The organism is Mastigocoleus testarum BC008 (genome assembly GCF_001456025.1).
Taxonomy (GTDB): Bacteria; Cyanobacteriota; Cyanobacteriia; order Cyanobacteriales; family Nostocaceae; genus Mastigocoleus; species Mastigocoleus testarum.
In genome coordinates this window covers 144,021-166,411 of the sequence record NZ_LMTZ01000002.1, presented here as the reverse complement: position 1 = coordinate 166,411, position 22,391 = coordinate 144,021, and the positions used below count along the sequence as shown (strand labels likewise).

18 protein-coding genes, 1 tRNA gene and 1 riboswitch are annotated in these 22,391 nt (G+C 39.0%); of the genes, 10 read left to right on the top strand and 9 right to left on the bottom strand.

The genetic code is table 11. The features are described from left to right. Window positions 1–149: 149 nt before the first annotated feature. Both BC008_RS01660 and BC008_RS01655 read right to left on the bottom strand, forming a co-directional pair. Window positions 150–1,823 (bottom strand): sensor histidine kinase, encoded by a 1,674-nt coding sequence (locus BC008_RS01660; RefSeq protein ID WP_036264459.1) that lies wholly within the window; start codon window positions 1,821–1,823, stop codon window positions 150–152. 366 nt (window positions 1,824–2,189) lie between these two features. Beyond that, a complete protein-coding gene (locus tag BC008_RS01655; protein WP_058182994.1) occupies window positions 2,190–2,813 on the bottom strand; it encodes an rRNA large subunit pseudouridine synthase E in 624 nt (207 codons plus the stop codon). Between the two features lie 181 nt (window positions 2,814–2,994). Beyond that, window positions 2,995–3,090: riboswitch (TPP riboswitch) on the top strand. Between the two features lie 7 nt (window positions 3,091–3,097). On the opposite strand from BC008_RS01655, the gene thiC reads away from it, so the two are divergent. Then, a complete protein-coding gene (gene thiC, locus BC008_RS01650; RefSeq protein WP_027840894.1) occupies window positions 3,098–4,474 on the top strand; it encodes a phosphomethylpyrimidine synthase in 1,377 nt (458 codons plus the stop codon). A 514-nt stretch (window positions 4,475–4,988) separates the two neighbouring features. Here thiC and pyrE read toward each other — a convergent pair. Next, window positions 4,989–5,609: an orotate phosphoribosyltransferase gene (gene pyrE / locus BC008_RS01645; protein ID WP_027840895.1), complete on the bottom strand. Its 621-nt coding sequence runs from the start codon at window positions 5,607–5,609 to the stop codon at window positions 4,989–4,991. Between the two features lie 130 nt (window positions 5,610–5,739). Here pyrE and BC008_RS01640 point away from each other — a divergent pair, with 130 nt between their 5' ends. Next, window positions 5,740–6,252 carry a hypothetical protein gene (locus BC008_RS01640; RefSeq protein WP_235595770.1) on the top strand — a complete coding sequence of 171 codons (513 nt, stop codon included), beginning with the start codon at window positions 5,740–5,742 and terminating at the stop codon, window positions 6,250–6,252. Window positions 6,253–6,774: 522 nt separating this feature from the next. Here BC008_RS01640 and BC008_RS01635 read toward each other — a convergent pair. Next, window positions 6,775–6,847, bottom strand: a tRNA-Ile gene (locus BC008_RS01635). 452 nt (window positions 6,848–7,299) lie between these two features. Here BC008_RS01635 and BC008_RS01630 point away from each other — a divergent pair. Further along, window positions 7,300–7,998, top strand: a complete 699-nt coding sequence (locus tag BC008_RS01630) for a hypothetical protein (RefSeq protein WP_027840897.1) — start codon at window positions 7,300–7,302, stop codon at window positions 7,996–7,998. Window positions 7,999–8,156: 158 nt separating this feature from the next. After that, a complete protein-coding gene (locus tag BC008_RS01625) occupies window positions 8,157–9,536 on the top strand; it encodes a hemolysin family protein (RefSeq protein WP_036264462.1) in 1,380 nt (459 codons plus the stop codon). 85 nt (window positions 9,537–9,621) lie between these two features. Here BC008_RS01625 and queC read toward each other — a convergent pair whose 3' ends face one another. Then, window positions 9,622–10,308, bottom strand: a complete 687-nt coding sequence (gene queC, locus BC008_RS01620) for a 7-cyano-7-deazaguanine synthase QueC (RefSeq protein WP_027840898.1) — start codon at window positions 10,306–10,308, stop codon at window positions 9,622–9,624. Window positions 10,309–11,012: 704 nt separating this feature from the next. On the opposite strand from queC, the gene BC008_RS01615 reads away from it, so the two are divergent. The 5 genes from BC008_RS01615 (at window position 11,013) to rdgB (ending at window position 17,171) form a co-directional block, all read left to right on the top strand. Continuing rightward, complete coding sequence (locus tag BC008_RS01615) at window positions 11,013–12,095, top strand: Gfo/Idh/MocA family protein (protein ID WP_027840899.1); 1,083 nt, start codon at window positions 11,013–11,015, stop codon at window positions 12,093–12,095. A gap of 648 nt (window positions 12,096–12,743) precedes the next feature. After that, window positions 12,744–13,898 carry a ParM/StbA family protein gene (locus BC008_RS01610; RefSeq protein WP_027840900.1) on the top strand — a complete coding sequence of 385 codons (1,155 nt, stop codon included), beginning with the start codon at window positions 12,744–12,746 and terminating at the stop codon, window positions 13,896–13,898. 5 nt (window positions 13,899–13,903) lie between these two features. Continuing rightward, entirely contained in the window at window positions 13,904–14,404 is a 501-nt protein-coding gene (locus BC008_RS01605) for a hypothetical protein (protein ID WP_027840901.1), read from the top strand. Window positions 14,405–14,929: 525 nt separating this feature from the next. Beyond that, a complete protein-coding gene (locus BC008_RS01600) occupies window positions 14,930–16,366 on the top strand; it encodes a phosphoglucomutase/phosphomannomutase family protein (protein WP_027840902.1) in 1,437 nt (478 codons plus the stop codon). A gap of 235 nt (window positions 16,367–16,601) precedes the next feature. Beyond that, a complete protein-coding gene (gene rdgB / locus BC008_RS01595) occupies window positions 16,602–17,171 on the top strand; it encodes an RdgB/HAM1 family non-canonical purine NTP pyrophosphatase (protein WP_027840903.1) in 570 nt (189 codons plus the stop codon). A gap of 26 nt (window positions 17,172–17,197) precedes the next feature. Here the strand turns inward: rdgB and BC008_RS01590 are convergent, their stop codons facing one another. The 4 genes from BC008_RS01590 to BC008_RS01575 form a co-directional block, all read right to left on the bottom strand. Continuing rightward, a complete protein-coding gene (locus BC008_RS01590) occupies window positions 17,198–17,536 on the bottom strand; it encodes a P-II family nitrogen regulator (RefSeq protein WP_027840904.1) in 339 nt (112 codons plus the stop codon). Between the two features lie 352 nt (window positions 17,537–17,888). Then, window positions 17,889–18,494 (bottom strand): hypothetical protein, encoded by a 606-nt coding sequence (locus tag BC008_RS01585; RefSeq protein ID WP_058182988.1) that lies wholly within the window; start codon window positions 18,492–18,494, stop codon window positions 17,889–17,891. Between the two features lie 352 nt (window positions 18,495–18,846). Beyond that, a complete protein-coding gene (thiD, locus tag BC008_RS01580; RefSeq protein ID WP_027840906.1) occupies window positions 18,847–19,665 on the bottom strand; it encodes a bifunctional hydroxymethylpyrimidine kinase/phosphomethylpyrimidine kinase in 819 nt (272 codons plus the stop codon). Between the two features lie 98 nt (window positions 19,666–19,763). Next, window positions 19,764–20,189, bottom strand: coding sequence for a hypothetical protein (locus BC008_RS01575; protein WP_027840907.1), 426 nt, complete (start codon window positions 20,187–20,189; stop codon window positions 19,764–19,766). Between the two features lie 227 nt (window positions 20,190–20,416). On the opposite strand from BC008_RS01575, the gene BC008_RS01570 reads away from it, so the two are divergent. Continuing rightward, window positions 20,417–22,273: a DUF5942 domain-containing protein gene (locus BC008_RS01570; protein ID WP_027840908.1), complete on the top strand. Its 1,857-nt coding sequence runs from the start codon at window positions 20,417–20,419 to the stop codon at window positions 22,271–22,273. Window positions 22,274–22,391: the final 118 nt, after the last annotated feature.

The window sequence follows — 22,391 nt, the reverse complement described above, 5'->3', positions numbered from 1 at the left end:
ACTTAGCGATTGGTTAAACTTAGAAATTAGTTAAACTTAGAAATAAGATCCTGGATAAGATATCCGTAGGCTTTACAGAGTATATATAAGTTTTCCAGAGTTTTATTCCAGAGTTTTACCCTAGTTTAGTTGCATGGCGTGGATTCGATCTATTCAGCAGGTAATTGAACTGTAAAACAAGTATAATTTGAATCACTTTTGACTGTAATATTTCCTCCTAAAGACTCAGTAATTTTTTTCACTAATGCTAAGCCTAAGCCGGTTCCACCTTGTTTACAAGGGTCATTACTGGGAATTTGGTAAAAATTATCAAAAATACGAGCTAATTCAGCTTCCGGAATTTCTACTCCAGTATTTGTGATCTGGAACTGAATATTTTGAGATTTAGCTTGGACGCTCATAATAATTTTTTCACCGGAAGGGCTAAATTTGCAAGCGTTAGTCAATAATTCGATGATGATACGTTCCAAGCTAAATGGATCGCAAGTTATTAAAGGAATATCGCTTGCAATATCTAATTGCAGGTCGTGCTTGCAGGAATTACATCTTCGGGATTGAAATACTCTCACCACCTGTGGTAGCCATTGTGGGACGGAAATACTTTCAAGAACCCATCCCCGAGGATTGCTGTCTAAGCGTTGTAAGTCTAAGAAGTTGTCGATCAAGCTAATTTCTCGTTCGCACTCATTATTTAATATTTGTAAATAAATATCTGCCTTAGGTGGGAACTCGTATCTGGCTTCTGATTGTGTTGGGAGGGATTTACCCCTCTGTTCTAAGACTATCCCTAGCATCTGAATAGCCATTTTCATATTACTCAATGGCGCGCGCAATTCATGGGATATTTTACCGAGAAATTCATTCCTTAGGTGGTTCAGTGCTATTTTGTCTTCTAATTCTATTTGTAAAGCTTGTTTGCTTTTTTCTAATGCTGTTTTTGCGAGATTACTTTCAGTTATATCAACACAGGAACCAATATAACCTAAGAAATTACCATTTTTTTCAAATCTAGGCGAACCCCGATCTAGAAGCCAACGATATTCGCCATCAGCTCTTTTACAACGATATTCGATTTGGAACTGTTCTTTAGTGCCGAATGCTTTTTCAAAACGATCTAAGTACAAATTTTTATCATCTGGATGAATAAGTTTCAACCAATCTAGATCGGATGGTTTTCGATGATACATGATTTTTTCTGGACTTTGCCGTTCGCAAGTCCACGTATCATAACCAATGAATGTGAGTAACTGCTTGTTGAACAATGAATAGCACCCATCGGAGCTACTCATCCACAACATCGCTGGAATATCATCCACGCCAGCCCCAAGGAACACAAAATCTTGCTCGCTCTCTTTCATTGCATATTTTGTGTGCTTGCAGGCGGTAATTTTTTCAAATACCATCAGAATTACGGGCTTGTGGTCTTTACTTGCTGAGGTTCTAGCATTAATTTTCACCCAAGCACGATCCCAGCCCGGACATTCCAGCTGAAAATACCAATAGTGATTCTTATTCCCTATAGTTTGATGTGATAATCTGGTAAAAGCTTCGGATAATAACGGTTTTTCAGAAGTAGCGAACAACTGAGATACAGATTTTCTAAGTAAATCCTCAGGTCGATAGCCCAGGGATAAAGCACCTATTAGGTTAATAGATAAAATTTTGCCACTTAGGTCTACGCACAGATATACAGGAGGAGAATTCTTGTAGAGACAAGATTCACATAAGGAATCATTCCTTACTGGAAACAAAACTTCAAACAAAGAATTATCCACATAATTATTTCCTTCAGGTAAAAATTTCCAGCAAGGAGGTTCATTCATTGGTATTTTTTGATGGCAAATAGAATGCCTGGTAGGTAGCTGCCTAGAGTCCATTATTGCACCCAACAATTCATCTCAACTTTAAAAATAATCTCAAATTTAAAAAGATTTTAAAATCGGTATTGTGCAGATTTCAATCCAACTTTTGGTAAAATACGACTGGCCTGAAAAGGTGTCTTACACTACATTACGTGTCTTTATTTTTATAGCTTGTGACTCTAATTTTTATGAATAGCTGGATTTCATGAATAGCTAAATTTCATGAATAGCTGGAATTCTGAAACTCAAATATTTTGAAATTTGCCAATCTAGAATTTTAATAAAAGTTATATAGATGTAGCTTAACTTAACGATTTTTGTGGTTATTTATTTGTAGGATAAAGAACGGTTAACTGACAAAACCTTCTTGGATTCTGCAGAGCTAAGATAACGCCATTGACCGGGCTGAAGATCTTCTAAAGATAAATGAGCAATACTGACTCTTACCAGTCTTAAGGTAGGAAAACCAACAGATGCAGTCATGCGGCGTACTTGACGGTTTTTACCTTCTATCAGAGTCATTTCTAACCAAGCAGTGGGGACATTGAGGCGAAATCTAATCGGTGGATTGCGTTCGGGTAGATCGGGTGCTTGTGGTAGCAATTTAACTAGTGCAGGTTTAGTGAAATAGTTTTTGATTGAGACTCCAGTTCGTAATTTTTCTAAAGCCTGTTCATCAGGAATTCTTTCAACTTGCGCCCAGTAAGTACGTTGGTGTCCAAACCGAGGATGGGAAATAAGATGTTGTAGGCGACCATTATTCGTCAACAACATCAAACCTTCACTATCCCAGTCCAAACGTCCTACAGGATAGACATCGGGGATTTGGATATAATCCTTAAGCGTCCTCCGATCCGGATTGTCTTTCGTAAACTGACTGAGGACCCCATAGGGCTTATAAAACAAGATAGTCCGATTCTGATTTCTTTTGTGTTGTTTTCCTGCTGTCATTTTTTTGTTCAATTCACCAAGTATTAGTAATAAATGACAAGTGACCAATTGACCAATCCCAATCCCTAATACGTTAATTTTCAATAATTATTTTTGAATAACTATTAACTTATGCCCATTATTTTCAATAATTATTCTTAAATAACGATTAACTTATACCGATTGAAAGTGGTACAATTTATAACCATGCTAGGGGTGCCTGTATAAGAGGCTGAGATTAAACCCTTAACACCTGAGTCCGGGTAATACCGGCGGAGGGAAGCTGTTACTACAGGAAATTTAATATGCGGACAGAATGGGTTGCAAAGCGGCGCGGTCAAGGTAATGTAACGCAAATGCATTACGCTCGTCAGGGTACCATCACCGAAGAGATGTACTACGTCGCTCAGCGCGAAAATCTTCCCGTTGAGTTAATTCGAGAGGAAGTTGCACGGGGACGGTTAATTATCCCTGCCAACATCAATCATACCAACCTAGAACCAATGTGTATTGGTATTGCTTCCAAGTGCAAAGTCAATGCTAACATTGGTGCTTCTCCCAACTCCTCTAATTTGTCTGAAGAGGTGGAAAAACTTAACTTAGCAGTTAAGTACGGTGCAGATACAGTCATGGATTTATCGACCGGTGGAGGTGACTTAGATCGAATTCGGACTGCGATTATTCAAGCCTCACCCGTTCCAATTGGGACTGTACCAATTTATCAAGCATTGGAAAGTGTTCACGGTCGGATTGAAAATCTCACCGCAAATGATTTTCTCCATATCATTGAGAAACATGCCCAGCAAGGCGTAGACTACATGACCATACATGCAGGTATTTTGATTGAACATCTGCCTTTGGTTAAGACCCGAATTACAGGTATCGTATCTCGCGGTGGCGGTATTATTGCCAGGTGGATGTTACATCACCACAAACAAAATCCACTATATACCCATTACCGAGATATCATTGAAATCTTTAAGAAATATGATGTTTCCTTTAGTTTGGGTGATTCTCTACGTCCTGGTTGTACCCATGATGCTTCCGACGAAGCTCAATTAGCTGAACTTAAAACCCTTGGACAGTTAACTCGCAAAGCTTGGGAACATGATGTTCAGGTCATGGTAGAAGGTCCCGGTCACGTACCAATGGATCAAATTGAATTTAATGTCAAAAAACAAATGGAAGAGTGCAGTGAAGCACCATTCTATGTTCTTGGTCCTTTGGTAACTGATATTGCTCCTGGATATGACCATATTACTTCTGCCATAGGAGCTGCAATGGCAGGATGGTATGGTACCGCAATGTTGTGTTATGTCACACCTAAAGAACACCTTGGTTTACCCAATGCTGAAGATGTTCGTAATGGTTTAATTGCTTATAAAATTGCTGCTCATGCAGCAGATATCGGCAGAAGACGTCCGGGAGCAAGAGACAGAGACGACGAACTTTCTCGCGCTCGTTATAACTTTGATTGGAATCGTCAATTTGAATTAGCCCTCGATCCCGAAAGAGCTAAAGAATATCACGACGAAACTCTACCAGCAGATATTTACAAGACAGCAGAATTCTGTTCGATGTGCGGACCAAAATTCTGTCCCATGCAAACTAAAGTGGATGCTGATGCTTTGACAGAGTTGGAGAAATTTTTAGCAAAAGATAAAGAAGTTACGACTGGTTAAAGGGGATTGGGGACTGGGTATTTGCGACTGGGTGGGGATAGCACTGCGTCGTCGTACTGCCTGCAGCGTTGGGTGACGGCTCCGGATCCGTAGGTAGCGCAGCTATAGTCAGAGCCTGAGGGTCACCTGCGGTGTTTGGATGCAGCAAGCTGTATGACTACGTCACGCAATACCTACGGTACGCTACGCTAGCAACGCTAACATCCGCAGGATGCGTACTAACGCCTCTGGCGCGTCTCACGGCGTCGGTGGCCGAAGGTAACGTATTTATAGCCTCTAGCCTCTGGCGACTGGGAAGACTTGAATGATATCTGAATTACTAGTTACAACTTATGTGAATTAAAACTGGAATCACTTAATTTGGTGGAATCAAATAAGAAGTGATTTCTAACGGTTCTTAAAATTCTCGATATTACAAGGCTGAATTTATATAATTCACATCAAAAGCTAGTTCCAAATCTCTAATCCCTATACCCGATTGCAAAGCAGATGCCTACGGCATATCACCAATCCCCTATACCCCCAACTCCCGAAAGCGCTGTTGAATTTCAGTAATTGAAAATATTGCTGCAAATTTTAATCCTGCTGACTGATAAAGCTCCGCACCACCTTGTAACCTGTCTACCAACGAGATGACTTGCTCTACGGTATAACCTGCATCTCTAAGTCTGGTAACAGCCTTCATTGCTGATTGTCCGGTGGTGACCACATCCTCCAATACTACTATTTTTGCCCCTGCTGGTAAGCTTGGTCCTTCAATATAAGCTTTGGTTCCATGTCCCTTGGCTTCTTTGCGAATAATAAGTGCTGGTATGGGTCGTTTTTCTTGCGCTGATATGATGCTGACTGCTGTTACTATTGGATCTGCTCCCAACGTCAATCCTGCTACCCCTTCAGTATCGGTAGGTAACATAGAGAAAATGATTTGACCGATGAGTAAAGCACCTTGAGGGTGCAAGGTCACTTGAGTTTTATTCACGTAGTAAGAACTACGCAACCCAGAAGAAAGAACAAAGTCTCCTTCTTGATATGCTAATCGGGAAAATAAATCCAGCAATTCTCCACGTAAAATATTTAACTCAGTATTATATCGCTGTGAGTCCGATTGTGCTAGGGATTGGGGCTTATTTGTCATTACAGATGTATAAAAAATTATGCTAAACCAAAGATTGAACTAATCTAAGTTCTCTAATTAAGGATAAGTTAATACTCACTCAAATACACAACAAACCCAAAAGTAAACCCAAACGTAAAGGACTAAAATTGTGAATTTGAATTTAAATATGAATTTGAACTTGAATTTGAACTTGAATTTGAACGGGAATTTAAAAATTAAAGCTTTTAGAAGTACGGTTTACAAGCAAGCAGCTACGCCTATCGCACTTCTAGCTACATCTATAGTTTTATCCAGTCCAGTAGTAGCTCAAACACAAACAAGTAACTACGAAACACCCAACGACATCATTGAAAGGGCCTTTTTCGAAAATGACCCTAATTTTTATCAAGACAATTCTCTCAAACGCCAAGTTGACTTTTTGTTAGGACCAGGTTCTCTATTCCGCAATTCCTTCCCAGAGAGTGAAATCGCCCGTGACGCCGAACTAGTCAACGAAGTTTATCAAGATATGCTCCAACAGCAAATTGGTAGCGATCCCTATATCCGCACCCCCGACCTACCAAATCCATATAATTCTTCTTTATTGTCATCTCCGAAGTTTAGGCGCAGTGAGTTAGAAACAGGTACTGAATTCCGCTTTGAGGAAATACCATCTCCTTAAAATATTTTGCTGTTGCTGAAAATTCGTTTTTCTGTAATATCAAGTTCAGTTAACTTTTGTAAATCAAATCCTTGTTTCGAGTTGTGCAAAAAAGCTGCTTACTTGTAAATAATATTTAAAATTTCAGTACGTGAATTTTCAGCACTTAGGAACAATAATGAATTATTTAAAAGTGCTGAACTTGATAACAGCATTTGCTATTGAATGCAAACAATTGCTTGATAAATAGGAATTGAGTATTAAGTATTTTTGATATCTGAATAAATTAAGACAAATATTAAGCTTGGTAAAAACTTGAAATTGCCAGCATAATTCCTAAGAATGACTCTCCCCTAAATTCACAACCTGAAATTCACAACCTGAAATTCACCACCTATAGAGGTATTACTAACTTTCAGTTTCGATTTCAAACTTAAACTTGAATTTGAAATACCACACTCAAGCTAAAGATTTGACTCAAGCTAAAAATTTGGAACTTAGGCTGGAGCTTGAAAAAAGATATTGAGACGTAAAACTTATTAATCCAGGGTGCAGGAGTTGAACCTGCCTAAGGCGAATTATGAGTTCGCTGCCTCATCCGCTCGGCCAACCCTGGTTTCAGAAAATAATTATAGCGTATATTTACAATTTTGGGAATCCTAAAATTAGGATAGCAGATTATTTCTCAATTTGATGTTGCACAAAGTTGATGTTTCAGAAAATTAATGCTTGACAAAAACTTCTAAAACTGGAAGAAATTTCTTACCTAGCAAGGGAAGCCCGGAGAACGAAGAAATTCAATAAATCAAATACGATCAATTTATTTGGCTTAAGTCTGGTCTATTTTACATAAATCTTTGAGGAAATAGTGCAAACTATTAGTACTCGACTTTAATCTTTTTTTGGCTAGAGAATAATAAAAAACTAGTCAAATAAGCACCAGGGAAAGCCTATAGCCCTCCGACTTCCCGTAAAATTCCGTAAAAATAAACATTTTTCGCATTTGTTTGAAGTAACAACTTCAAAATTTAATCAGCAGATAGAGTATTTTAAAGTAGCTTGTCAAAAATGAGAATAAATTCGACTGTACTTCTAACATTAATTTTGTTATCCATGATGTTGGGAGCAGGTTCTGTAAGTGCTTTTTGGGGATTCACTATCGGAAGTTCTGCACTTAAGGGTGTATCAGCGCCTGACGGGCGTCCAAGCAGCAAATTTCCGAGTCCAAAAACCGGATATCCCCAAGACGGTGGGGTAAACTTTTTAAAGGAAGAAGAAATATTAAAAATTGTTAAAGCGCGAGTTCAAGGCAAAGCTAAAACCACTAAAGCTAGAAAATTATTAGATGAGGAAGATATCGAAAGCAACAAAGAAGCAGAGACGCAAAAGACAGAGCAAGCAACCCCAGAAAAGCCCCAGAAGGGCTTTCCAATCGCAGCAGAAAGTGAAGACGTTACATTATCCGTACTGTCGAGTCGCTATTCTGGAGGCGACTTAATCTTGAAAGTCAGAATGCAAAATAAAGGGGATGATTCAGTACGATTTTTGTATAGTTTTTTAGATGTAACTGATGACAGAGGCAGAACATTGAGTGCGAGCACCCAAGGTCTACCTTCGGAGTTAACAGCCAACGGACCAGCTCATGATGGAAGCATTAATATTCCTACCCCCTTGTTAGACAATGTGAAAAAGATTTCCCTTGCTCTTACAGATTATCCAGCACAAAAATTGCGTTTGGAAGTTTCTAATATTCCGGTAGAAAAATAACTAAAGCAATCTAAATTGGGGATAGGGAATTAAGGGGGTATGTGAATGAGTAGGAAAACTAACACTTTTCTCGCAATAATCAATCAAATAGACCTTCATTCCAGATCCAAACACTATTTTCCCCACCGGGGTGTCATTTTTATGCGAGTTCGAGTGCAGTGAGTGCTTCTCCTACATTTTATTGGACGGATATCGGGCTGAGATTATTATCAGTAATCCTACTGATTATTATCAACGCTTTTTTTGTAACAGCAGAGTTTTCCATCGTAACAGTAAGGCGATCGCGCATTCATCAGTTAGTTAAAGCTGGTGACATTCAAGCAATCGCTGTTGAAGTATTACAACGTAGCATTGACAGATTACTATCTACGACCCAGTTGGGTATTACCTTATCTAGTCTTGCCCTAGGATGGATTGGGGAAGGTACTATTGCGATTTTGATTAATACGTGGCTTCAATCTTTACCTTTACCGCAGATTATGAGTCCTGTAGTGGCTCATTCAGTATCAATACCCATTGCATTTTTTTTAATTGCTTATTTACAAATTGTCTTGGGAGAATTATGTCCTAAGTCAGTAGCAATACTTTATTCAGAAAAATTAGCACGATTTTTAGGTCCATTAGTTAGAGCTATTGTTCGGTTTTTTAGTCCTTTTATTTGGATTTTGAACCATTCCACTCGTTGGTTGCTACGCTTATTTGGCGTAGAATACACCGGTTTGAGTTGGAGAACTCCTGTAACCCCAGAAGAATTACAGTTAATTATCTCCACCGAACGGGAATCGACAGGGTTAGAAGCAAAGGAACGGGAATTACTCAAAAAAGTATTTGAATTTGGGGAAGTGACAGCTGAAGCGATTATGGTTCCCCGCAACAGAATCACTACCATACCCAAAAATGCTACGATTCAAACCTGTCTCAAAGAAATGGCTGCTACAGATTATTCGTGCTATCCAGTTATTGGCGAATCTTTGGATGATATTCGGGGCATTATTTACTTTAAAGACTTAACCAAAGCTCTAGCTTCGGAAAATATTGACTTGAATGCGCCAATTCAGTCTTGGATGCGTCAGGTGAGATTTGTTCCAGAGCGAACTCCTTTGAACGAACTGTTACCAATGATGCAGCAAGATAAGCCAACAATGGTAATGGTGGTGGACGAATTTGGTGGAACTGTAGGACTAGTAACAATCGAAGATGTGATCGCTCAGATTATTGGCGATACAGAAGATGCAGAAGAGAACGACAAATTGCTGATCCAGATTTTAGATGAACAAACATTTTTAGTTCAAGCTCAAATCAACTTGGAAGACTTGAACGAAGTTTTGGATATCAATTTACCTCTGACCAAGGAATATCAAACCTTGGGTGGCTTCATTCTGTACAATTTGCAAAAAATTCCTTCTTTTGGAGAAGTATTTACCTACTACAATTTGGAATTTACCGTTGTTTCGGTTGTGGGACCGCGCCTCCATCAAATCCAATTACGCCGTTTAAACGGAGCGAAAGTTGTCCAGAAACAAACATCTGATGCTTAGAACTGGGGATTGGGGATTGGGGACTGGGGATTGGGGATTGGGATTTACCAATTGTAGTGACCCATTACCCATTACCCATTACCAATTACCTCCCATTACCCCTGTAAGGTATCGGGTCTCTAAGCCCTAATTCGGTAAAAGCTTTAAGTCTTAGGAGACAAGAATCGCAAACACCACAGGATATCTCTTCCCCCGCATAGCAAGACCAAGTAAGCTCCCAAGGTACTCCTAATTTATTACCTAACTGGATAATTTCAGTTTTTTTCAAATCAATCAGGGGTGTGACAATCTTAATTGGTTGTCCTTCCCTTCCTTGCTTTGTTCCCAAGCGAAACACCTCTTGCATCCCTTGAATATAATCAGGGCGACAATCAGGATATCCAGAATAATCCAAGGCATTAACGCCAATATAAACCCGCTTGGCGTCAATAGTTTCTGCGTACGCCAAAGCAAAACTGAGAAAAATTGTATTGCGAGCGGGAACGTAGGTAATTGGAATATTCTGGGACATTTGGATAATGTCGCGATCGCGGGGTAATTCTAATGAATTATCTGTCAGCGCCGAACCACCCCATTGTCTCAGGTCGAAATTAACAACTTGATGTTGTACCACACCTGCTGATTGCGCAACCAACCGCGCCGATTTTAGCTCCCGACGATGGCGTTGCTGATAATCAAATGAAATTGCATAGCATTCATAACCATCAGAGTGTGCTTGATATAAAACCGTAGACGAATCTAATCCGCCAGATAACAAAATTACAGCTTTCATTTAAATTTTCCATCAAGAACTAACCAAAACAAACGTTATGCTTTTCCAAAAAACTTGCAGCGAAGCAGTTAGATATCAGAATATTTTTGCAGTAGCTAATTTAAGTCATTTAAATTCATTCAAAATTTTATGCCAAGTGTTATGTCAGGGAGTCTTGATGAAAAAACGATCCTAAAAATCAACAAAATTAAGTTAAGTAGTTTACAGAATTAATTTCATGTTCAACGGAAATTATTGTTTATTATTTATATTTTTATTTATGTTTTTATTTGTGTAATAGAATTTTAGTTGCTACTTTTGGGATCGTTATGGTTTCAGCAATACACCATAAAAAAACCATAACAATAATTTTTATTTACTTTTTATTTACTTGTCTCAATTTCAGTTGGTAATCGATCCCTAAACCCCATTAATTTTAGATGTTCAAAGGACTTGTTTTACTGATTGCATAAAAATTTGAGTGAAAAATTTGAGTAGAGCAAGTACGTTATTTTGTTCTATCCCATACAAGAATTACCTCATATTCATCAAACAAACAAAACAATCTCAAGTGCCGGGAACTCACAGTAAACTTTGAAATTCTTCATAAATAGAACCTCCATGTTACCATCTGGATGGTTTTAGACGGGTCAAAACTGGTGTTTAAATCTGAACGCCAAAGACTGTAGCGTCTCTAAATTTGGTGGTTGAGGAGATTAACAATAGTGCAAGAGAGCAACTGTGTGTCAGAACAGAATTCCCATACACAGCGCCAACAGCCACGACCGATCCGTATCGGCACGATCGGGGTGGGTAACATGGGACAAAATCATGCTCGTGTTATGAGTTTAATGAAAGATGTTGAACTCGTAGGTGTAGCAGACATTGATGTTGAGCGAGGATTGGAAACGGCTAGTAAATATAAGGTACGTTTTTTTGAGGATTACACAGAACTCTTACCTTTAGTTGATGCAGTTTGTATTGCTGTTCCGACACGTTTACACTACGCTGTAGGCATGAACTGCCTTTTATCAGGAGTTCATGTTTTGTTAGAAAAACCAATTGCTGCTAGCATTTCTGAAGCAGAGTCATTGGTTAATGCTGCTGCGGAATCACAATGCATATTACAAGTAGGTCATATTGAACGTTTTAACCCTGCATTTCAAGAATTAAGCAAAGTACTCAAAACAGAAAGAATATTAGCCCTTGAAGCTCACCGGATGAGTCCTTATTCTCATCGAGCAAACGATGTCTCTGTGGTTCTGGATTTAATGATCCATGACATCGATCTTTTATTAGAAGTAGCTGGTTCCCAAGTTGTCAAACTTACAGCTAGCGGTAATCGTTCTCCTGAGAATCGTTTTCTCGATTATGTTACTGCCACCTTGGGATTTGCCAATGGTATTGTAGCAACATTAACCGCCAGTAAAATAACTCACCGTAAGATTAGACGCATTGTTGCCCATTGCAAGAACTCATTTACCGAAGCTGATTTCCTGCAAAACGAAATTCTGATTCATCGGCATATTAGCGGTAATAGGACAAATGATTCTCGGCAAATGTTATACAAGCAAGATGGTGTGATCGAAAAAGTCTACACCAGCAACATTGAACCGTTACGAGCTGAATTAGAACATTTTGTTAACTGCGTACGTGGTGGTAATCAACCATCAGTTGGTGGTAAACAAGCACTTAAAGCCCTGCGGCTAGCAAGCTTAATCGAACAAATGGCATTAGAAGATAAAGTTTTGAACCCATTAGATTGGCAGTCTGAGACGACCGCACAGTCTTTGACACCTACAGTATAAAAGTTTCAAACTATTTCTCGACTACATATCAAAGGGAGGAGGCTTTGTCAATTCCTCCTTTTGTTTGTTTAAGCAAATAATTGTTACTAACTAGGGCTGACAAATATGACAATTAACGATAAAAGAATACTATTGATTAGATTGTACGATCTACGGTCTGATTTTCTTTAGTATTAGGAATAATACGTATTTTTATTAATATTTGATACAAGAAATTATGACAATTGATGAGTAGATTTGCTAATATACTCATCAATTGTTTAACAATAAGCTGGTAACTTATTGATAAATTTTAAGCTCCAAGGTCAAATTTTTTTAGAATTTAGGACTTGGGACTAAGAACACTTGTATCATCTCCAGGGTGATTAAATCTACCAAAAGAACAGAAACATAGCCAATACCGCTGCCAAATAAAAATAGACATTCATAAATTTGTCTAAAAAAATACCATTATCAAGTATGGAATTAGTCGTTTGGTGGCAACATAACAGTAATTCAGGCATCTAGCGGGTTTGATGATGTTCATAAACTCCGTAATTTTGTCTTAATTTGTAGCAATATTTAACGCTGCCAATTATTTCAGATGCCCGCATTTTGTAAGATGAGCATGATAACTTGTTAGAGCTTTAGTAGAAACTAGGAATTTTCATGACAGACCAACCTTCAGCAGCTACCCCAATGAACGCCGCAGCCATACCTATGAATAGAGTATCGGCTTCCACCCCCATAAACACAACCACAACAACACCCAAACCAAATGGCACCGTATTGGCAAAAGGTATCCTGAGTGTAGATTTGGGAAGAACTTCTACCAAAAGTTGTATAAGCCGGGATCCTGGTAATGTTATATTCGTTTCGGCTAACGTCAAACGAATGACTATGGAGCAGGTCCGAGGTGGAGTATTCGAAGCCCGTGCGACCGATCCGCTAATGGATTTATGGTTGGAGTATCAAGGAGATGGATACGCCGTCGGTCAACTAGCAGCTGACTTTGGAGCGAATTTAGGAGTAGGTCAATCCAAAGTTGAAGATGCGTTGATCAAAGTATTAGCATGTGCTGGTTATTTTAAACTTAAAGACGACATCTCAATTGTTTTAAGTATTCCTTATCATTCCCAAGAGCAGTTTGAAAAAGAAAAATCACAGTTGATATCCCAAGTTAGCGGACCTCATGTGATGAACTTTCGTGGGGAAGAAGTCAAGTTAAATGTCAATAAGGTTTGGATTATGCCGGAGGGCTACGGTAGCCTTTTGTGGTGTGAAGCCCAACCCAAGAAAGGAGCAGCTACTCCTGACTTTACTAAAGTTTCTGTCGCAATTGTAGATATCGGGCATCAAACAACCGACTGTTTAATGATAGATAATTTCCGCTTTGCAAGAGGTGCTTCCAAGAGCGAAGACTTCGGAATGAATAAATTTTACGAACTAGTTGCCAAAGAAATAGAAGGAGCTGACAGTCAGTCCTTATCTTTAATCTCAGCCGTAAATAAGCCTAAAGGCGAACGTTTATATCGTCCTAGAGGTGCTAGCAAACCTACAAACCTGGATGATTTCCTACCGAATTTGAGAGAAATGTTTTCTCGTGAAATTTGTAGCCGTGTGTTAGCATGGCTGCCAGAACGTGTTACAGATGTAATTTTAACTGGTGGTGGCGGCGAGTTCTTTTGGGAAGACGTACAGCGTCTGCTCAAAGAAGCACAAATTAATGCTCACTTAGCTGCGCCCTCCAGACAAGCAAATGCTTTAGGACAATTCATTTATGGAGAGGCTCAATTCTCTTCCTCCCGCTCTTCTAGGGCTTAACGCTAATGTTCCAATGGTCAAAAAAAGTAGTTAAATCAGTTACTTTCAACCCTGGTGTTGCTGATGAGAGTTTGTTAGACCTTGTAGAAAGGTATCTGGAAGAAGATCCAGATAAGACATTCAGCGACCTTTGTAAAGAAGCTTTGTGGCAAGCTTTATGCGTCCCAGATTCTGTCAAGCCTGGTTCTAAAGTTGTAGAAAATGCTCCCGTTGGGAGCATAGAACAGCAGATTGCTGAATTGAGACGTCAAATGGCAGATCTTGAGGAACGTTTCTTTGCCAAAGAATCTAATCGATTGGAGATGATGGAACGCCACATGATGCAACTCAGCCAACAAATCGCACAGTTAGCAGTATCAGTTCATCAAGGCGGTACCATTCCAAGTCCAAACGAATCAAAGGTGGTAGCTGAAGCAGTCAAACCTGCTCCTCCTACTCCTAAAACTCCTCCTCAAGAGGATGACCCTGTAATTAGCCGCATAAGCCAATTTGTGGAAGACTTTTAAAGGCAAAATCCTAGGGTGTGAAGTTTTGTACCGCTGTCAAACATCTGATGTGGGGCTTAGTCACAGTGCCAATTGTGTTATTCGAGGTAATTTTTTCTCCGAACAACTGGCATAGATGTTTGACAGTTGTACTTTTTTCTTTATCTGTTTACCAATATTGACAAAACCAATATTGACAAAATCGAGTCTAAATCGCGCTGGATTTTTATGTTTTACGTATTATCACTGCATTTATTATAGCATTTTTATTGACTGTTTGAGAGAAAATACGGATGTTTTTAGCAATAGTTCATATTGAACGGTGAGAACAGTTAATTGGTAATTGATAATTAGAAAATTTGTTTTGATTTGTAACCTTCAAAGAAAATCTTTATTTTTAGTTCAATCTGATCTGCGTAATTATTCCCTATTGATGGTTAATTGATTATCTATATAGCGATAACTTTTGACTGTTAACTGTTGACTAATAAAGGTGTTAAAATCCATCCCAAGAGAAATTGCATATACAGATAGTAGGATTACTCAATGCCAGTTGCAGTTAAATCAATCAAGTTTGGTACGGACGGATGGCGAGGAGTGATTGGTGATGAGTTCACTTTTGAGCGTGTAGCTTGGGTCGCGCCTATCGCTGCTAAAGTTTTATTTGATACATATGGTAAAAATGTCGGTAACCGAAAAATTATTGTCGGTTATGACAGACGATTTATGGCAGAAAATTTTGCTCGTAAAGTAGCTGATGTTGTTAAGGCTGCAGGTTTTGATGTTGTATTTAGCGAAACCTTTGCACCTACACCTGCTTTTAGCTGGGCGGCGAAACAACAAAATGCTTTGGGAGCATTAGTAATTACAGCTTCTCATAATCCTGGAGAATATTTGGGGTTGAAGGTCAAAAGTGCTTTTGGTGGTTCCGTACCTCCAGAAGTTACCAAGAAAATAGAAGCATTATTACCTGAAGGAGTAAAACCTGCTAACACAGCAGGGACTGAAGAAACATTTAATCCTTGGGAAAGTTATTGTCAGGGATTACAAACGAAAGTCAATATTGAAAAAATTCGCGGTGCCATCAGAGAAGGTAAACTGACCGTATTTGGCGATGTCATGCACGGTTCTGCTGCTGGTGGTCTGGGTATGCTGTTAGGTGATGGAGTAAAAGAAATTAACAGCAATCGCGATCCATTGTTTGAAGGTGGTGCACCGGAACCTTTACCGAAATATCTTTCCCACTTGTTTAAGGTAATGGGCTCCCACCGAGCAGCCAATCCCACAAGTTTGACTGTAGGATTAGTTTTTGATGGGGATAGTGATCGCATTGCTGCTGTGGATGGTGAAGGGAATTTTCTTAGTTCCCAAATCTTGATCCCGATATTAATCGATCATTTAACGGTTAGACGTAATTTTGGTGGCGAAATCGTCAAAACTGTCAGTGGTTCGGATTTAATCCCGAAAGTTGCAGAACTTCATAAATTATCGATTTATGAAACACCTGTGGGTTACAAATACATTGCCGACCGGATGTTAGATTCTGCTGTATTACTTGGTGGTGAAGAGTCTGGTGGTATTGGTTATGGAAGCCATATTCCTGAAAGAGATGCTTTGCTTTCATCGTTGTATGTTTTGGAAGCAGTGGTTGAGTCAGGTAAAGATTTGAGCGACTATTACCGCTACCTACAACAACAAGTTGGATTTTTCTCCGCATATGATCGCATCGATTTACCACTTGCAAATATGGAAGTGCGATCACGTTTGCTCAAGCAATTAGAGAGCCAACCCTTAACGGAAATCTTGGATAAGAAAGTAGTTGATTGCAAAACCATCGATGGCTATAAATTCCGGCTTGAAGATAATAGCTGGTTAATGATTCGTTTTAGTGGAACAGAACCAGTTTTACGACTTTACTGTGAAGCTGCAGACCTAGAAACAGTTCATAAAACATTAGCTTGGGCAAAAAGTTGGGCGGAGTAGTTTAGTAGTTCAACTCGAAGCCTAAATATAGCGCTACACAATAAGGTTATAAAATTGGTAAATTATGAAAGCTATGACTTGTAAGCTTTTTACTTGTGCATAGCGCTATATTTCCTGTAATTCCGGTATATATAGAGACGCGATATGTCGTGTCTCTACAAGAATTTTATTAAAACAAATTATTTGTTTATAATTATTTCCCAATCCCTAATCCCCAATCCCCAATCACCAACCGATGAAACTTGTTGTAGCTACCGGTAACCCGGGTAAATTAAAGGAAATGCAAGCTTATCTTGCCGATTCCAAATGGGAATTAGCCCTAAAACCACCAGAAATTGAAATAGAAGAGACAGGCGATACATTTGCTGCTAATGCTTGTTTAAAAGCATCCCAAGTAGCGATCACAACAAAAAAATGGGCGATCGCCGATGACTCTGGTTTACAAGTCGACGCTCTAGATGGTGCACCAGGTATATATTCTGCTCGCTATGGCAAAACAGATACCGATCGCATCACTCGGCTATTAAAGGAACTAGCAAACCAAGATAATCGACAAGCCCAATTTGTTTGCGCGATTGCAATAGCCCGTCCTGATGGTACTATCGCCCTAGAAACTGAAGGTTTGTGTCCGGGTGAAATTCTCCATGAACCTCGCGGTTGTGGTGGATTTGGTTACGATCCAGTATTTTTCGTTCCCGAACATCAATTAACATACGCTGAGATGACACCAGAGTTGAAGCGCTCAATTAGTCATCGAGGTAAGGCTTTTACTGCTTTGATGAATCAGTTATCAGTCATCAGTTAACTGTTCCCTGTTCCCTGTTCTCTTCTTTAAACAGCTTCAGTATTCTTTTCCCCGGTACGAATTCGTACGACTTGTTCTACTGGGGAAATGAAAATCTTACCGTCGCCAATTTCACCGGTACGAGCTGCGGAAATAATTTTATCTACAACAAGATCTACCAAATCATCTTCAATTACGAGTTCGATTTTTAATTTTTGTAAAAACTCCACAGTGTACTCAGAACCGCGATAGCGTTCGGTTTGCCCTTTTTGTCGTCCGAAACCCCGCACTTCAGAAACTGTCATCCCGACTACACCTGCATTCACTAAGGCAATTTTGACCTCATCAAGTTTGAATGGGCGAATGATAGCTTCTACTTTTTTCATTGTTTATCTCCTTACTTCCACAGTTTTATTTATTTTTTATTGAATTAACATTGATTTAGCTTGCGCTAATTTTAATGATGCTGAGCAAGTAGTTTAATATTGATGCTTCACATCAAGTTAATATTTCACATCAAAATTGATACGTACTATTTGCAGCATTAATTTGCAGTAGATGCTAATTCTACCAATTTGAGGTTAATTCAATAAATATTACGATTGCGAAGGTTTACACCAATTATTTATCCCAATCAACTTATTGTTGTAACATGTATCTCCTATAACCCAAAACTACAGCAAATAACCATATATGTTTTGGTGATTTAGATGCATTTTCACTAAATATTAAATTTCATTAACGTTTTAATAGGGGTCTGACAATAAAATAGCCCGCACCAAAGGCTGTAAAGACGATCAAGATAATAGCTAAAGCCAAAAACCAGCCATTCACCTCTGAAGATTGGGTTTGACGTTGACGATAGTGACGTACCTCTTGTTCTTCTATTAATACTTGTTCGGATCTTGAATCAGGAATTTTGATTTGTGGTGGGACAACGGGGGGACGAGGACGAGCAACTTTCTTTTTATGAGAAGTTCTCGCCACTCGTCGAGGATTTTCACTTCGCTGTTCAACTTTTTTGTGGGAAGGTTGTTCAACTCGTTCGTAGGAAGGTGAATTATATTCTATGTGAGGTTTTTGATATTCTCGGCTTTGTTGTTGAGAATCAATAAAATTTTGTAATCGTAAAACTGTGCTGATAGCTTTGCTAACTTCTTGCCGAAGTTCTTGATTCTCCCGAGTTAATTCTCGATTTTGATCGTTTAAATTATCTATTTTTGCCTGCGCAGCCTGTAATTCAACTGCTAATTCACGGTACACAGACAAGGGTACAGAAGGTGAATGATGATGGGCGTTTGCTGTTGGGATATTTCCCGGAACGGGATTGGAGATACTTCTCATGTGCAAACTATGATAAAAAAAGAGTTAAATTTGACAAAAAGTAGAAAATAACAGCTGAATTCGCCTTAAAATTCCGAAAAAGTAGGCACTATGCCCTAGAATAATAGAAAACTTCTTCGCAAGCAAAGTTTTCGGTTTACAATTCTCAATGAATTCATATTATTTTTAAGTATAATTTAAAATCAGTATAAATTCAGGTAACTCTTAGTAGCTTTTTATATTTATGATTTGCTTGCTCAATAACTCTGTAAATAAATATAAAAAAATACAGAGTCAGAATTAAACAGGAAAATTTTACCCAGGTGCAGCTTTTTTGTTGTAAATACTTTTTTGTTGTAAATATAGTGTACCTTTATTTCAGCAAAGGAAAGAAATGCCCCACAGGTCCTTGACCTGCACCAATGTTTAGGGCGTATTTCAGGGCTGCAGTTACATACTCTTTTCCTTGTTTGACTGCACTTAGTAGATCTTTGCCAGATGCAAGATTAGCAGCGATCGCTGCTGAAAGGGTACAACCAGTGCCATGGGTGTTATCGGTATCTACCATAATAGTTTGTAATATTTCTGAATTTTGTCCGTCAAAGAAAACATCAACTCCCCGAGCCTCAGCTTTCATTCCACCACCTTTGACCAGTACAGCTTTTGCTCCTATTTTTTCACAAATAATTTGAGCTACTAAACACATATCATCCACAGAATTAACCTCCGATCCACTTAAGATTTGTGCCTCGTAGCGATTTGGAGTCACAATCTTAGCTTGGGGGATTAAAGTATCACGCAAAGTATTAACAGCATCATTATCAATTAATTGCACCCCAGCCCGCGATACCATCACTGGGTCGACAACTAAATTATGAATTTGTAATTCTTTTACTTGTTGGGAAACAGCAGCAATAATTTCTCGATTTAGTAACATACCAGTTTTTGCTGCTCCTACGCCAATATCTTCTGCAACTGACTGTATTTGAGCAATTACGCCTTCGGTTGACATTGCATCTACCCGTTGCACTCCCAAAGTATTTTGAGCAGTAACGCAGGTAATTGCGCTTGTTCCATGGACGCAATGAAAAGCAAAAGTGCGCAAGTCGGCTTGAATCCCTGCACCACCACCACTATCAGAGCCAGCAATAGTCAAAGCAGTGGGTACAGAAGATGATTTTACAACACTCATAATTTGAACAACTTAGAAATTGAGGAGAAGTAGAAATTGAGAAGTAGAAATTGAGAAATAGAAACAGGAACAAAGGAATAACAAGGTGTTAGTAATGACTAATCACTAGGCTCCGATTGCAATTTTTCCTGTAAAAACTTACCCCATTCTGCTGCTAAAGGTATTTCTGTAAATGGAATCCGCACTGATTTTTCTGTTTTATTAAACTCAAATTCTAATTCGATTTTTTTCCCTTTACTTGGTAGGCTCCCAATATCTACTAATTTTTCATCTATCAAGATATTTAACTTCTCTACATTATCTAAAGAAAATGTTTCTAATTGTATTGGACCTTTAGTTGTGGGTTTGCCCCAAGTAATTTTGTTATCTTTTTGACCTAAGACTGAATATATATCGTATTTTGCCTGTTCAAACTGTTCAGCCCAACTGCGATAGGTTTCTATTTTCTGAAATTCCTTCCAACCTTCCCAAGCTAACCAGAAGAAAGCTATCAGTAGAGGAAACCATAAAAGTCCGCGTTCCATATTTAATATCCGAATCTATTTGTCAATCAAAAGAATTTGTTCGTTTTTGTTTGAATTATTGTTTGGTATTGCCTCGATCGCAATTTACTTGAAAAGAATTGCTCAAAATATCATTTCTTTAGGTGACTTATGTAACCATTTTATAAAATCAAAGCACTAGGAGTGAGTATAGGTTTAGGTATGAGTTAAGGTAGTCAGTAAACTAGCAAAACAATTATGGGTTTAAAATGAGAAAGTTTATCTTATTTTGCTTGTTTTTGGTTGGACTGGGATTTGCTTTGTTCAATTTTTTAAATTTTCAAGGATTAGCAACCCAAGGCGAATATAATTCTATCCTGCTGGATTTTCGTGAAGATATCTCTCAGGAGACATTGAAGCAGAATTTAAATGCGATCGCGCAACAATTCGATGTTACTCCAAAGTTAGATAACAAATTCTCCAAGAAGGATAATGTTTATATTGTTGAGGGTACCCCCCAACTACTCAAGCAACTACGTAAATCGGAATTTGCTAAAGCTACAGAATTTATTGAGCCAAATTATATATATGAAATTCCTCCCCTTGGCGAAACAGCTCGTCTAGGAGAAGTTCTTCAATCTGAAGGAGCAGCTGAAAGGAAAACTGTTTTTGGTTTCCCCAATGACCCAATGTACGACAAGCAATGGAATTTTCACAATATCAATGTGGAAGGGGCTTGGCAAGAAACTAAAGGTGATGGGGTCACAGTTGCTGTTATCGATACTGGTGTAACTCAAGTACGAGATTTGAACGAAACAAAATTTGTTCAAGGATACAATTTTGTTAACGATACAACGAACGCTAGAGATGATAACGGACACGGTACCCATGTTGCCGGTACTATCGCTCAAGCAACTCATAACAGCTATGGTGTCTCCGGAATTGCCTATGAAGCTCAGATAATGCCCTTGAAGGTGTTGGATGAATCTGGAGCTGGAACCGTTGCTGATATTGCCGAAGCGATTAAGTTTGCCGCCGATAATGGTGCAGACGTAATTAATATGAGCTTAGGTGGCGGTGGCGAAAATCAATTAATGAAAGAAGCAATTGAATATGCCCACAAGAAAGGTGTAGTTATTGTTGCTGCTGCTGGTAATTCTAGTGATAATGGTGCAGAATATCCAGCCCGTTATCCCCACGCGATCGGTGTTTCGGCATTTGGTCCAGATGGTGAAAAAGCTCCCTACTCTAACTACGGTGCTGGAGTGGAAATTTCTGCCCCTGGCGGTAGCGATGCAGGAAAAATTCTCCAAGAAACCATCGATCCCGATAATAAGGGTACGAACACATTCATGGGCTTACAAGGCACCAGCATGGCTGCACCCCACGTATCTGCTGTTGCTGCATTAATTAAAGCTAAAGGTATTAACGATCCAAGTGAAGTTTTGAGCGTGCTGGAACAATCTGCTCGTAAAGTTCAAGATGATGGCTTAAATTACTATGGAGCCGGAAAATTGAATGCAGAAGCAGCAGTTAAGTTAGCGGCTCAAGGACAAATCAGTTTCCAAGATTTCTTCCGTTGGTTGCGGGATAACGGTTATATCAACCCCCGTTTCTGGATTGATGGCGGCGTGGTAGCTTTGTTACCCAAAATTTTGATGGTTATAGGTTCTTATCTACTCGCTTGGTTTTTACGAGTTTACTTTCCCTTCGCTTGGAGTTGGACTTTATCTAGTGGTTTAATTGCCGGTAGTTCCGGTCTATTCTTCCTGAAAGGAATTTATGTTTTCGATCTTCCCCAATGGCCATTCCGGCTTCTGGGTAGTTCGATCCCTGAATTGGGTAATACTTTTCAAGGGACCGATCCCTTAAATCCATTTTTTGCAAGCATACTGGTTCCTATAGTTTTAATGGCGTTACTTCTAGGAAATACTCGTTGGAAGTGGTTTGCCATTGGTACATCTTTAGGGATAGCTTCTTGCTTGGCGGTTAGCTCCATATTCGATCCGGCTGTGTGGGGATTTGGAAATGGTATAGCCGCTCGTGGATTTTTAATTGTTAATGCTGTACTTTGCTTTGGTCTGGCACGTTTAGCTGCCAATAATCGAGAACAAGCCACAATATAAGCGTTATTAGTCTTAAAATACCCTCTCCTCCTATGGTATTTCTAGATTTTTTCCCATAAGATACATAGTTGTTCAAAGGGTATAAACAATTTCCTCTCCGAAAAAAATTCCCCCAACA

What these genes read in the sequence shown, in the direction of transcription:
- BC008_RS01660 (WP_036264459.1), bottom strand. Translation starts at nt 1,823, where the DNA reads ATGAATGAACCTCCTTGCTGGAAATTTTTACCTGAAGGAAATAATTAT.
- BC008_RS01655 (WP_058182994.1), bottom strand. Translation starts at nt 2,813, where the DNA reads ATGACAGCAGGAAAACAACACAAAAGAAATCAGAATCGGACTATCTTG.
- thiC (WP_027840894.1), top strand. Translation starts at nt 3,098, where the DNA reads ATGCGGACAGAATGGGTTGCAAAGCGGCGCGGTCAAGGTAATGTAACG.
- pyrE (WP_027840895.1), bottom strand. Translation starts at nt 5,609, where the DNA reads ATGACAAATAAGCCCCAATCCCTAGCACAATCGGACTCACAGCGATAT.
- BC008_RS01630 (WP_027840897.1), top strand. Translation starts at nt 7,300, where the DNA reads ATGAGAATAAATTCGACTGTACTTCTAACATTAATTTTGTTATCCATG.
- queC (WP_027840898.1), bottom strand. Translation starts at nt 10,308, where the DNA reads ATGAAAGCTGTAATTTTGTTATCTGGCGGATTAGATTCGTCTACGGTT.
- BC008_RS01610 (WP_027840900.1), top strand. Translation starts at nt 12,744, where the DNA reads ATGACAGACCAACCTTCAGCAGCTACCCCAATGAACGCCGCAGCCATA.
- BC008_RS01605 (WP_027840901.1), top strand. Translation starts at nt 13,904, where the DNA reads ATGTTCCAATGGTCAAAAAAAGTAGTTAAATCAGTTACTTTCAACCCT.
- BC008_RS01600 (WP_027840902.1), top strand. Translation starts at nt 14,930, where the DNA reads ATGCCAGTTGCAGTTAAATCAATCAAGTTTGGTACGGACGGATGGCGA.
- rdgB (WP_027840903.1), top strand. Translation starts at nt 16,602, where the DNA reads ATGAAACTTGTTGTAGCTACCGGTAACCCGGGTAAATTAAAGGAAATG.
- BC008_RS01590 (WP_027840904.1), bottom strand. Translation starts at nt 17,536, where the DNA reads ATGAAAAAAGTAGAAGCTATCATTCGCCCATTCAAACTTGATGAGGTC.
- BC008_RS01585 (WP_058182988.1), bottom strand. Translation starts at nt 18,494, where the DNA reads ATGAGAAGTATCTCCAATCCCGTTCCGGGAAATATCCCAACAGCAAAC.
- thiD (WP_027840906.1), bottom strand. Translation starts at nt 19,665, where the DNA reads ATGAGTGTTGTAAAATCATCTTCTGTACCCACTGCTTTGACTATTGCT.
- BC008_RS01575 (WP_027840907.1), bottom strand. Translation starts at nt 20,189, where the DNA reads ATGGAACGCGGACTTTTATGGTTTCCTCTACTGATAGCTTTCTTCTGG.
- BC008_RS01570 (WP_027840908.1), top strand. Translation starts at nt 20,417, where the DNA reads ATGAGAAAGTTTATCTTATTTTGCTTGTTTTTGGTTGGACTGGGATTT.